The organism is Pseudomonas sp. LBUM1641 (genome assembly GCF_059716235.1).
In genome coordinates, this window is record NZ_CP166815.1 from 4,219,329 (window position 1) to 4,231,501 (window position 12,173).

The 12,173-nt window shown below is 59.1% G+C and carries 12 protein-coding genes and 1 pseudogene; 5 read left to right on the forward strand and 8 right to left on the reverse strand.

Going from position 1 to position 12,173, the window contains the following annotated elements:
- Positions 1-35: 35 nt before the first annotated feature.
- Positions 36-476: a low molecular weight protein-tyrosine-phosphatase gene (locus tag ACA046_RS19435; protein WP_497677116.1), complete on the reverse strand. Its 441-nt coding sequence runs from the start codon at positions 474-476 to the stop codon at positions 36-38.
- A 231-nt stretch (positions 477-707) separates the two neighbouring features.
- On the opposite strand from ACA046_RS19435, the gene rfaH reads away from it, so the two are divergent.
- From rfaH to ACA046_RS19450, 3 genes are all read left to right on the forward strand, one after another.
- Entirely contained in the window at positions 708-1,217 is a 510-nt protein-coding gene (gene rfaH / locus ACA046_RS19440) for a transcription/translation regulatory transformer protein RfaH (protein WP_497674749.1), read from the forward strand.
- A 120-nt stretch (positions 1,218-1,337) separates the two neighbouring features.
- Positions 1,338-1,646: a phosphomannomutase gene (locus ACA046_RS19445; protein WP_256576961.1), complete on the forward strand. Its 309-nt coding sequence runs from the start codon at positions 1,338-1,340 to the stop codon at positions 1,644-1,646.
- Positions 1,643-1,990 carry a hypothetical protein gene (locus tag ACA046_RS19450; RefSeq protein WP_497674750.1) on the forward strand — a complete coding sequence of 116 codons (348 nt, stop codon included), beginning with the start codon at positions 1,643-1,645 and terminating at the stop codon, positions 1,988-1,990. The genes ACA046_RS19445 and ACA046_RS19450 overlap by 4 nt, the downstream gene beginning before the upstream one ends.
- Here ACA046_RS19450 and ACA046_RS19455 read toward each other — a convergent pair.
- Together ACA046_RS19455 and ACA046_RS19460 are read right to left on the reverse strand one after the other, a co-directional pair.
- Complete coding sequence (locus ACA046_RS19455) at positions 1,942-2,565, reverse strand: hypothetical protein (RefSeq protein ID WP_497674751.1); 624 nt, start codon at positions 2,563-2,565, stop codon at positions 1,942-1,944. The two genes, ACA046_RS19450 and ACA046_RS19455, sit on opposite strands and share 49 nt — an antisense overlap.
- Before the next feature lie 883 nt (positions 2,566-3,448).
- Positions 3,449-4,354, reverse strand: a complete 906-nt coding sequence (locus ACA046_RS19460; protein WP_497674752.1) for a LysR family transcriptional regulator — start codon at positions 4,352-4,354, stop codon at positions 3,449-3,451.
- A 220-nt stretch (positions 4,355-4,574) separates the two neighbouring features.
- On the opposite strand from ACA046_RS19460, the pseudogene ACA046_RS19465 reads away from it, so the two are divergent.
- Positions 4,575-5,203 (forward strand): annotated as a pseudogene (locus tag ACA046_RS19465) (cysteine dioxygenase family protein).
- Positions 5,200-6,780 carry a rhodanese-related sulfurtransferase gene (locus ACA046_RS19470; RefSeq protein WP_497674753.1) on the forward strand — a complete coding sequence of 527 codons (1,581 nt, stop codon included), beginning with the start codon at positions 5,200-5,202 and terminating at the stop codon, positions 6,778-6,780. Before ACA046_RS19465 ends, ACA046_RS19470 begins: the two are co-directional and overlap by 4 nt.
- Before the next feature lie 79 nt (positions 6,781-6,859).
- On the opposite strand, the gene ACA046_RS19475 is transcribed toward ACA046_RS19470, so the two are convergent.
- The 5 genes from ACA046_RS19475 to ACA046_RS19495 are packed head-to-tail and all read right to left on the reverse strand — an operon-like array spanning position 6,860 to position 12,020.
- Positions 6,860-8,125 (reverse strand): efflux RND transporter periplasmic adaptor subunit, encoded by a 1,266-nt coding sequence (locus tag ACA046_RS19475; RefSeq protein ID WP_497674754.1) that lies wholly within the window; start codon positions 8,123-8,125, stop codon positions 6,860-6,862.
- Positions 8,115-9,521, reverse strand: coding sequence for a TolC family protein (locus ACA046_RS19480; RefSeq protein WP_497677117.1), 1,407 nt, complete (start codon positions 9,519-9,521; stop codon positions 8,115-8,117). Before ACA046_RS19480 ends, ACA046_RS19475 begins: the two co-directional genes overlap by 11 nt.
- A 58-nt stretch (positions 9,522-9,579) precedes the next feature.
- Entirely contained in the window at positions 9,580-10,779 is a 1,200-nt protein-coding gene (locus ACA046_RS19485; RefSeq protein WP_497677118.1) for an ABC transporter permease, read from the reverse strand.
- Positions 10,776-11,498 carry an ABC transporter ATP-binding protein gene (locus ACA046_RS19490; RefSeq protein ID WP_497674755.1) on the reverse strand — a complete coding sequence of 241 codons (723 nt, stop codon included), beginning with the start codon at positions 11,496-11,498 and terminating at the stop codon, positions 10,776-10,778. Before ACA046_RS19490 ends, ACA046_RS19485 begins: the two co-directional genes overlap by 4 nt.
- A gap of 15 nt (positions 11,499-11,513) precedes the next feature.
- The gene (locus tag ACA046_RS19495; protein WP_459021703.1) at positions 11,514-12,020 is read right to left on the reverse strand and encodes a hypothetical protein; all 507 of its coding nucleotides are present in this window, start codon (positions 12,018-12,020) and stop codon (positions 11,514-11,516) included.
- Between the last annotated feature and the right edge of the window lie 153 nt (positions 12,021-12,173).

The following is a 12,173-nucleotide window of genomic DNA, read 5'->3' on the forward strand; positions in this document are numbered from 1 at the left end:
CTTAGCCTTTATTTCGATTCAAAAAGTCATGGCGATCAGCGTGCGAGACGCTGCGCCCATGCGTTTACGGCTTCTTCGATCAACGCATAAGCGTGCACAAAAGCAGCTTTCCCTTGCCGGTAGGGGTCGCTGATCTCTCGCTCGTTTTGCCATTTCCCCAGCAGCAAGACCTTGCCTCGTGCCTCGGGCGCCATGCTGAGCACGGCGCTGATGTGCTGTCGCTCCATCACCAGGATCAGGTCGGCTTCACTGATCGCCTGTGGCTCCAGCTGGACGGCCTGGTGCTCAATAACTGGATGACCATGAGCCTCGAGTACCGCACGCGCGGTGGTTTCAATCGGCTTGCCGACCAACGCGGCAATGCCCGCAGAACTGACCTTGATATCGCAGCGACTCAATGCGCCACGCAACAGGCTTTCCGCGGTGGGACTGCGGCAAATATTGCCAATACAGACAATCAACACTCTTTTAAACAAGACACTATTCCCCGGGCCATCCATTACCCCACAAAGCCATCAAATCAACTTCGCAACTTCGCGGCAGTATTTATTACCATGGAACCCCCACTTCACCAACATTATCGCCGGACGAAAAATAACAACACTCACACCAACCCGACGATTTATAACATTCATGACTTTGCAGCGTGCGTCGGCTTTAAATTACATGACTGCCGAGTTTCGTTATATATAGACAGAGGAAGTTCCATGAGCGCAAATGCCAACAAAGCCTGGTACCTGGTCCAGTGCAAATCCCGGCAGGACGAGCGCGCGGAGGAACATCTTCAGCGCCAGGGCTATACCTGTTTTCGCTCTACCTATAAACGCGAACGGCTGTTGAAGGGCCAGCGCAGGACCACTCGCGAATCGCTGTTTCCCGGTTATCTGTTTATTCAAATGAGCCTGCAGGACAGCTGGAGCTCCCTGCGCTCGACCCGCGGGGTGTCGCGGGTCGTGGCATTCGGCGCACATCCGCTGCCCATCAGCGACGCACTGGTGGGCGAGCTGCAAGAGCGAGACCATCAGGGCGTTGTGGCAACCCTGTTGCAGCCGGGCGAAAGCGTGCGCATCAACGAAGGGCCGTTCGCCGAACTTGAGGCCGTCTTCCTTGCCATGGACGGAGAAGAACGTGTGGTATTGCTGATGAACTTCCTGCAACGGGAACAGCGCATCAACGTGCCTTTAGCGGAAATCAGCCGAGTCGAGTTGACTTGCTGAAAACCTATTTATCCAGACGAAAAATAACATTCAACTTATTAGCAGACTAAAAATAACATCCCCTTACTTTTTCGCCTCTTCAGAATAAAGTAATAGCTGAATAAACAGCGAGGGACGGCCATGAAAAGTTCAAAGCTATTGGTAGAGCGTATCGGCCTGTTTCCTTCTTCGGGAAACATCCACGTCAAGGTTAATAGTTCAACCACCGTTGTAGAACGCATGCAGGTCTTATACGCCAGCAATTCACTGGACAGCGACGAATCCTGTAGCGGGCTTTCAATGGTCTTTGCCGACTGGCGCTTCAAATTGCAGGTGAGCAATCCCCTGTCCATTTGCCTGTGTGTGGAGAGTCGCGGCGACAGCCACCTGATGCAAATGAAGACGGCCGAATTACTCGCCAACATCTCCTGCACCGAGGAGCGGCCATGAGCATTTATGAAGACCTGAAACGCGCCTACGCCTTGAAAAGGCTGACGAACGCGTTTGAAGGATTCGTAGGCCTGGCGCCCAATGAACAGCTGCCAGCGGAGCAATATGCGCGCAACACCCAAGTGCTGTCCCACTGGCTGGATCGCTTGCGAGACAGCTCACCCCAGGACATCACCGATACGTTATTCAAGCAAATGAAGCGCGCTCAGCGCCGTGGCGATGCCCGGCGCTTGAATTGCCAGACGGTACTGCTGGAGCTGCTGGTGGAGAGTAACCTGGCCCTGGACCTGGCCACTTACTCGGCGTTCATCGGCATGGAAGAGGCGCGCCAGGAAGGTTCCTGATGGGCCTGATCGGCCCCTGAAACCGCCACCGCGACATGGTTGAGCAGTTTCTCGGCGTTGTACTTGGGCACCATCGCGCTTAACAACAGAATCACCATTCCCCCACCGATCAAGGATGGGGAAACCCGCACGTCAACCACCTCAAGTCGCCATAGAAAAGCGATCGCCGCCATTCCACCCAAGAAGCCACCGGCCAGCGCTTCGTTAAGCGGGTGAATATAGGGCGCGACGCAATAAGCGCTGAACCACGCGGTGATCAACAGCCCGCAGATAGCCGCGGGCCAGCGCCAATCGGGGTTGATGCGGCGGGCTACCAGGCTTATCGCCACAGGGACCATCAACGAGGTATTCATGGCGTGACCGCTGAGCACGGCGATATCAAGGTGTTGGAGCGAAACGCCCCAGCCCTTGAACAACAACTTGCTGAACGCGACGATGGAATAGGTGCAGGCGATTGTCATCAGCCACCACTTGACCGCCTGGGGCCGGGAGTACCAGAGCCAGACGGCGATCACCACTGCGGCCGGAATCATGACGGTGATACCGCCATATTGCGCCAGTTCTTCCCGTATCAAGTGTTGTTCCTTACCTGCAATTTTTCCTGGTCCCAATGAGACCTCAGACCTGGGTAAAACACAACGACTTCGGGGCTCGGTGGCCCATTTGGACGTGGACCGAGTACATATCCGTTATTTAGGTAACGGCTGCTTATGGTTCCGCTCTTACAGCGGGTCACTTTTGGCAAACGCCCGGAATGCCGGCCCAGCCAAAAGTAACCAAAAGGTCTTTGCCCCACCACTCGGTGCCTCGCCTAGGCTCGGCATGCCCGCACTCCGGCCATCGTGGTTGACGGGGCCCGCAGATCAAGATCAAAAGCAAGAGCACAGCGGCCTACAGGCCGGCTTGAGTGTTAGAAGCAGAGGCAAGATCCAGAGAGAAAGCAGAGCTGCTTTTCTGTGGGAGCGGGCTTGCTCGCGAAAAACCTGAGACCGCCGCGTTGAATCAGGATGCCCGCGTCATCGTTAACGACCTTCGCGAGCAAGCCCGCTCCCACATTTGGACCGTGCCCGCTTTAGCTTCTGATCTTGCTGTTGCTGTTGCTTCACCACACTCAAGCCGGCCTGTAGGCCGCTGTGCCCTTGATCTGCTTGTGATCTTGATCTTAGGCGCCCCGTTAAACCACGCTGGCCGAACGTAGGCAGTACGGAGCGGGTAAACCGGCAGGACGCCGGTTTAGCCGCGACGGGGCAGGGACGCCCCGTCGCGGCGGCCCGCTTCGTGCTGCCGGAGTGCGGGCACACCGAGCCCAAGCGAGGTGCCGAGTGGTGGGGCAAGAGCGTTTTGCTTACTTTTGCGCTTTTCAAAAGTGAGCCGCTGTAAGAGCGGAACCAATAGCGGCCGTTACCGCAGCAACGGATATGCACCCTCCTCTCGGGGGATGCCGCTAAGGTTGCAGGCTCACGCCACATTACGAACCTTGTGCAACGACCCCGCCACCAGCTTGCCAAACGCATCCACCGGCCCTTGCAGGTTACCCAGAAAATGCGGATAGATCAGCCAAAGATCCATCACCGGCTTGAAATCCTTCAACGGCATGGCAGCCAACTGATCACGATGAGCACTGCGCTCCAGCAACGGCCGTGGCACCAGCCCAAGGCCCAGGCCGTCAGCCACCAGCCCCAGTTGCAACTCGGTGCCAAAGGTCTCCAGATTGACCCGCAACGCCAGGCCCTGATCCGCCAAGGTACGTTGCAACCCGGCGCGGAACCCACAGCCATCCGGGTTGAGGATCCAGCCATTCTGGTACACGTCCGCCAGCTTGCAGGGCTTCTTGGGCAGTTGGGCCTTGGCGCAGACCACCACCAGTTCCATCTTGCCGATGGACTCGCCGACGATGTTATCCGGGAAGATCTTGCCCGCCGGAAACAGCGCCGCCGCTGCGTCCAGTTCGCCGCGTTCGATCTTGCCCACCAGTTGGCTGCCCCAACCGGTGGCCACCTGTGCGCGCAACTCGGGGAATTCACTGCGCAGGTGCTTGAGGGCATCCAGCAACACCACGTCGCCGATGGTTTGCGGCACGCCCAGGCGCAGCAGGCCGGTGGGCGGTGCGTCGGTGGCCACCAGTTCGCGCAGGGCGTCCATTTCCCGAAGGATCGAACGGCACTGCTCATACACCCGCGTACCGATCAAAGTAGGCTTGAGCGGCTTGGTGTTGCGGTCGAACAACTCCACACCCAGCGCCTGCTCGAAGTTCTGCACGCGACGGGTGATGGCCGGCTGGGTCAGCTGCAATGACTCGGCGGCATGGCTGATGGACTGGCAACGAATCACTTCGACAAAGGCATCGATATCGTCAATTTTCATTTGGGCCGCACATAGAGAACAGTCATTAAGATGTGTGAAAAGCATAGTTCCATTACCGGTAGCTGGATAGGCCACGGGGCTGCTCGATAACAACCCACGCGACTCAGGCCGGTTCTAAATTACTTTCAGCTATAACCTAATCATTAAAAGACAGCATATTAAGATCAAACATTATGCTTAGATAAAGCCATCACCCTGAACCACCCACGATGGAATTGTCATGACCCAGGCCCGACACCCGGAGAGACTCAGAGCATTCATTGGCGCCCTGGCGGAATTGATCGACGGCAACCCTCGCGAAGGCGACCTGCTGCACCGCGGCGGCAAGCTGCTGGCGCAACTGGTCAGCCACGATGACTGGCTGCCGGACGAGTTTGCCCAACCCAACCCCGAGCGTTATCAGCAATTCCTGCTGCACGCCGATTCGCGCCAGCGCTTCAGCATCGTAAGTTTTGTGTGGGGGCCGGGGCAGACCACGCCGATCCATGACCATCGCGTGTGGGGGCTGATCGGCATGCTGCGCGGTTCCGAGTATTCCCAGGGTTTTGAGCGTAACGCCGAGGGCGCACTGGTCACCGATGGCGAGCGCATCCAGCTCGAACCCGGCCAGGTGGAAGCCGTGTCGCCGAAGATCGGTGACATCCATCAGGTCAGCAATGCCTTCAGTGACCAGGTGTCCATCAGCATTCATGTGTATGGCGCCAACATCGGTGCGGTGCGGTGCGCCGCGCCGTGTACCAACCGGACGGCAGCGAGAAACTGTTTATCTCCGGTTATTCCAACGCCTTTCTCCCTAACATCTGGGATTTGTCCAAAGACGCCCTGTCCAAAGAGAGCCCTGCCCCATGACTGCATCGAACCGCAGCTTCGCCCAGATCCGCCAGGCCCTGCTGGACCATGAAGAAGTCGCCCTCGTGGATGTGCGTGAGGAAGCGCCCTTCGCTGAATCCCACCCATTGTTCGCCGCGAATATCCCGCTGTCGAAACTGGAGCTGGAGGTGTACTCGCGGATCCCACGACTGGACACCCAGGTGACGGTCTACGACAACGGCGAAGGCCTGGCACCGATCGCTGCCCAGCGCTTGCAGGCCCTCGGCTATACCGAGGTCAGCCTGCTGGAAGGCGGCCTGGACGGTTGGCGCAACGCCGGTGGCGAGCTGTTTATCGACGTCAACGTACCGAGCAAGGCCTTTGGCGAGTTGGTGGAAAGCCAGCGCCACACGCCGTCCCTCGCGGCTGAAGAAGTGCAGGCCTTGCTCGACAGCAACGCCGACGTGGTGGTGCTCGACGCCCGCCGCTTTGATGAATACCAGACGATGAGCATTCCCACCGGCATCAGCGTGCCCGGCGCCGAGCTGGTACTGCGCGCCCGTGAGCTGGCGCCCGACCCGGCCACCCGCATCATCGTCAATTGCGCCGGGCGTACCCGCAGCATCATCGGCACCCAGTCGCTGATCAATGCCGGCATTGCCAACCCGGTGTCGGCCCTGCGCAACGGCACCATCGGCTGGACCCTCGCCGGGCAAAAGCTGCAACACGGCCAGGCTCGACGCTTCGCGCCGACGTCGGAAGAACACCGCCAGATCGCCGCCAAAGACGCCCGCCAAGTCGCCGACAAGGCCCGCGTAGGCCGCGCCACCCTCGCCGACCTGCAACGCTGGCAGCAGGAAGCCGCACGCACCACTTACCTGTTCGACGTACGCACCCCGGAAGAATTCGCCACCGGCCACCTGCCCGGCTCGCGCTCCACACCGGGCGGCCAACTGGTGCAGGAAACCGATCACGTCGCCAGCGTGCGCGGCGCCCGGCTGGTACTGGCAGATGACGACGGCGTGCGCGCCAATATGTCTGCCTCCTGGCTCGCACAGCTGGGTTGGGACGTGCATGTGCTGGACGACCTGCAACCTGCGCATTTCAACGAACCGGGAGCCTGGGTCGCTCCCGTCCCGGCACCGCAACAGGCCGAGTTGATCAGCCCGCACACCCTCGCCGAATGGCAGGCCCATGGCGACACCGCAGTACTGGATTTCACCGCCAGCGCCAACTACGTCAAGCGCCATATCCCCGGTGCCTGGTGGGCGTTGCGTGGGCAGTTGCCCGAAGCCTTGCGCAAGATGCCTCCTGCCGAACGCTACGTATTGACTTGCGGCAGCAGCCAGCTGGCGCGCCTCGCGGTAGCGGAAGTCGAAGCGCTGACCGGCAAGCCGGTGTTCCTGCTGCAGGGCGGAACCGCCAGCTGGATCGCCGCGCAACTGCCCCTGGAAGAAGGCGAAACCCGCCTCGCTTCATCGCGCATCGACCGCTACCGCCGCCCGTACGAAGGCACCGACAACCCAAGGGAAGCCATGCAGGCCTACCTGGACTGGGAGTTCGGCTTGGTGGACCAGTTGGCCCGCGACGGCACCCACGGGTTTTATGTGATCTGAAAGGTCGTTAACGATGACGCTGGGTACCTGGCACCCAGCGGCGCTCTCAAGCTTTTCGTGAGCAAGCTCGCTCCTACGGTTAATTGAGCAATTTCGGCATGCGCACAAACCCCGGCGGCAGCCCGAACACCTCAACCCCTTGCACGGTGGTTTGCCCGGTGGTGACCACCAGGTTTTCCTCCGGCTGCGACAAGTCTTTGCGATAGGTTACGCGGTGCACGTCGCCCTCCTGCGCAATGGCCGCGGGTGGGACGACAAGCGCCTGGTCATTGCGATAGGTGACGATAGTCAAACGGGCACTCATGCCCAAGCGTACGCGCTGTAGCTGCTCGGGCGTTAGCCGCGCAATCGACAGCGTCACCGCAAACCTGGAGGCGCCTTCGTCAGCCAAGGCCAGGCTGTTGACACCCAACACAGAACCGCTCAAACGCTCACCTTCGAAGCCATCACCGAGCACCTCGACGGCTTGCCCCGGACGCAGTTGATTAACGTCCAGCTCCGAGACTTTTGCCACGACTTTCAGCTGCTCAATGTTAGCCAGGCTCAATAACGGCTGGCCCTGCGCAACTTTGCTGCCGGCTTGTAAAGACGGCGGCGCTCCAGGCTCAGCACCCTGTGAGGCGGGCAGCGGGAGCACCACACCATCGAACGGCGCCATTACCTCGCGGCCAGCCAGTAATTGTTGCAACGCCTCATACTTGACTGTGGCGTTAGTCAGTTCCATGTCAGCGATCTGACGATGTTCACCCGTGCCCTGCTCCAGCACTTGCTTGAGTTCACCGTGCGCGGCAGCCAGCTCCAGGTGCTGCATCTGAACCTGCTGTTTCAAGTCATCCAGCTCGTTGCGGGCAATGATGCCGCGGTCAAACAACTGGCTGCTTTCCTCGAGCTTGTGGGTCAGGTTGCTCATCAGCATCTGGGCAGTGCGCACTGCGCGGCGCGCGCGCACCACGGCACCACCGTTGTCCCACTCTGCAAGCTCGCGCACCGCACGCCGAGCCTTGAGCTGTACGGCCAGGGCTTCACGTAACTGCGTCTGAACCTGCGCCGGATCAATGCTCAACAAGACTTGCCCGGCAGTCACCTGCTGGCCCTCCTCCACCTGTTTGATCAGTACATTGCCGTCAAACGGCGCCGTCAGGATGACGGTGTGATGAGCCTCGATCCGGCCCGCCAGCGCGATCTGCCGTACCAGCGGACCCGGTTGTACCGCCAGCCAATTCGCATCCGATCCGGCGCTGACGCCAGGCGTGCCGGCGCCGAAGATCAGCCCGCCCGTCACCACCGCCAGTAGAACTGCACCGCCCACCAGCAGCTGTCGCGATACGGAGTTTTTAATAATCATTGAGGGCAATCTCCCAGCTCTCCAACGTCATGCCGAGGGTCAACTCCAGGCGGGTCTGGGCATTCAGATAAGCGATCAGTGCACCCAACCGCGCACTCTGTGCGTTACGCAAATCGCCTTCGAAACTGATGACCTGAAAGTTGCTGGAGCGTCCTGCGCCAAGCTTTTCCCGTTCGATGTCCAGCTTGCGTTGTGAAAGGTCGACAGAGCGCCGGGCGATTTCGTACTGGCGCCATAAAGTGCCCAGTTCGCGCACCACGGTGGTGACCTCGGCATCGAGGGCCTGGCGCGCATCAGCCAGGGCGATTTCCTGGGTCTGTTGATTGACCCGCGCCTGCACCTCGGCCTGATAGACGCCGCGATCGCCGAGGGGAATTTCCAACTGCACACCGGCGTAGCGATCCCAGCGCCGGGTTGCGCCGGTGTCATGGCGGTCGACCCTCTGATTGGCCCCCGCCACCAGCGACAGGTCCCAGCGCGACTGGTCCTTGGCGATCACCAGGTTCAATTCCGCCTGCTGGCCTTGCAGCAAGGTCGCCAGGTATTCCGGTTGCTGAACCTGCGCCAACTGCAGCGCCTGCCGGCGGTCAATGTGGGTCTGGGACGCATCCAACACCTCACTGGCCTGTACCGGAATCGAAAGGTCCAGGGCCAGCAGTCGCAGCAGCGCAACACGGCTGCGCTGCAACTGATTGTGTGCCTCTTCGACGCCCAACTCCTGGGCGGCAATATCAGCCTGGGTCTGTACAACATCAAACTCGGCCATGCGGCCCGCCTGGATCAGCGCCCGATTCACTTCCAGCAAAGAATGAGTGCGCTGGAGTGCCTGCTCGACGATGCTCAGTTGCTCCTGGGCATGGAGCAAGTCCCTATACGTGGTGATGATGCCACTGACGGTCTGGGCAACACTGGCCTTGAGGTTCAGACGCCGCGCCTGCTCCGACAGCCTGGCCAGGCGCAGGGGCGCAGTCGTGACCTCACGCCCGGCGCCACGCAGCAGCGGTTGGATCACCGCCAGCTCAAGGCCGTCACTGCGCATCCGGGCCGCCTGTTCGGAGGTATTCATCTGTCGGGTCCATCCCAGGCTCAGGCGGGTACCGTACTCGCCCAACAAATCAGCGCGGGGCGAAAGCTCAGCGTTGCGCGTGCGGTCTTCGCTACCCCGTGTATTGAGGTAGGTACTTTTCAGCGTCAACCTGGGCTTGAAGGCATCCTCGGCGACCTGCAGATCGAATTTTTCAGCGACGCGTTGCAAGTAGCCGCTACGGATACTCGGGTTATTGCGCAAGCCCAGAAAAATCGCTTCGCCGAGGGTAAGGCGGGTCATCTGCTCACCAAGGGAGAGGATGAAACTGCCCGGCAAGCTGGGTGCACTGACCCCGTCATAATGTTGCAGCGTGCCGTGTCCCGCCGGGCTCAATAAGCCAAGGAATACAGCCAGTACCACCGGGCCCTTACTCTTCACGCAAGGCCTCCACCGGTTGCAGCCTGGCGGCCGCCATGGCGGGGTATAACCCGAAAAACAGGCCCACCAGCAGGGTACTGCCCATCCCCATCCCCAACGCCAGCGATGACGCGGCGAGGGAAAAACTCCAGCCAGACAAGGATGAGTACGCCCAGGCACACAGGCCACCCAGCAGCGCACCCAACACCGCGCCCACGGCCGTCAGCGACAGCGCTTCCAACAAAAACAAGTAGCGAATGTCCCGGCGACGGGCCCCCAGCGCTATGCGCACACCGATCTCCTGGCGGCGCTGGGCAACATTCGCCAACATCACATTCATGACTCCCACCCCGCCGCTCAACAAAGACGCTCCGGCGAGCGCCATCAGTAAATAGCTGAAGGTACGGTTCTGGTGGGACATGCCTTCGATCATTTGCCGGGCAATCATGATGTCGACGTCGTGCGGCCCGACGATCGACAACAACGCCTCACGCACACTGACCGAAAATGCGTTCATGTCCTGATCAGGCATGGCACGGACAATCACCTCATCCACCTGTGCGCTGGCGTCAACACGGCGCATGCCGGCAAGCGGGATGATCAATGAAGAACTGGCTCTGACGGGCGCCATCAGCCCGTCCGCACTGTCTTGCAAGATGCCAATGACCTGATACAGGTAATCGTTGAGACGCAGGTGATCGCCCACAAACAATGGGCTGCCCTCTGCCGCCAGCACCTGGGCCAGTTGGTGCCCGACAACCACGTAGGTTGCACGCGAGTCAAAGTCAGACAAAAAACGTCCCACCTGCAACTCCAGCCCCATGGCATCAGCCAACTGTGCCGTGCTGCCAACCAACGTCGCGTTCAGGCTGCGTCCTTTGAACACGAACTCGGTACCGGTTTGCGCAATGGGTGCAGCGCTGCGCAGATGAGGAACTATCGAGCGCAGGCCTGCGCTATCAACGTGCAGGTTCGCCCCAATGCCCGGTACATCAGGAAGCCGAACGAGCAGTGTGTCGACGCCCATGCCCTGGAAGATTGCTTCAGCCTCTTGAGCGGCGTTATTGCCGATGTTGATCAAGGCAATGACCGAAGCGCTGCCCATGACAATACCCGCCAGCGCGAGAATCGATCGCTTGCCCAAGCCACGCAGGCTCAAGCCGGCATCGCGAACCAGCTCAACGATTCCCAGCCCGACCACCGTGCTCACGCAAGGCACTGCCGGTCCTCCTGTACAACTGAGTCGATGACGCGAATCTGCCGATCCAGGCGCCGCGCGATAGCAGGGTCATGGGTGACCACGACCAAGGTGGTCCCGTGCTCCCGATTGAGTGACAACAACAGGTCCATGATGTCGTGGGCCGTCTGGTGATCGAGATTACCGGTGGGCTCATCAGCCAGGATCAGAGAAGGTTGCCCCACCAATGCGCGAGCGATGGCCACGCGTTGGCGCTGGCCACCCGACAAGTCCGCAGGACGATGGGCAGACCGATCGCAGAGCCCGACTTGTTCGAGCATCGCCTTTGCACGCAACAAGGCCTCACGGCGACCAACGCCGCGGTAGCTCAGGGGAAGGGCGACATTTTCAAGCGCCGTCATCCGCGCAATCAGGTTGAAATTCTGGAAAACAAAACCGATTTGCCGGTTTCGCAGCGCAGCCAGTTGATCAGCACACGCCGTGAGTACATCGTGGCCAGCAAACCGGTATTGACCGCTGTCAGGCAGATCCAACAGGCCAAGTATATTAAGCAATGTACTTTTACCTGAACCCGATGCGCCAAGGATCGCACAACTTTCCTTGGCGCCGATAAACAGCGAGGTGCCCTTAAGCACATGACACGGTTTGCCGCCCAACTGATAGCACTTGGTGATATCTATGAGCGAGATAAACTTATCCAAATGAATATCATCACGCTGTGCCGCTGCCATCGGGACTTTATTCAGTTATAGCGCGAGGGTGGCAGTGCAACTCGGATCGTTACCACTCTTATCAAAAATGAATTGAAAATTCGCCGTCCGCCCATTCACAGCCGTACGTGAGAGATCGATCGAGTCAATAGTCCCCCAATTCGTGTGCTGCTTCAGGTTATCCGCAGATTTGTGTTGGCTTCCACTGTCAATACTGAGGTTCAGATTGGCCTTGTTACCGGCATTCTGCTTAATATAATGTTTATAAATGTTGTACCCAGTCACCTTGACTGTCTTGTGCCCCGTCGACGAGCGAGTCACCACCCCATATGCCGTCCCTCTAAATAGCGGCTGATAAAAGACGCCGCCAGCGTAATAAGCATTGCCCACATTCTTGGTGCAACTCTGCTGAAATTTTGTCGTTGTGGTTGTCACGGCGGGCATGGGATATGGCTTGATACTAATCCCAGAGTTCGCGGTAGCGGACAAAGACGAAACCGCACAGGCGGCACACAGTAAAATCGGCGCGATTATTTTTTTCATAAACTAGCTCACTTATGATTTTTTTAATTTATTGACACTTGACACCCTCTATCACTCAACAAAGATGCCAGTCCGGAAAATATAAACTTCACCACCAGGCTGACACGTAGGAGTTTCCTTAGCATTTATTTAGAATCGCTGATCAATCTATAA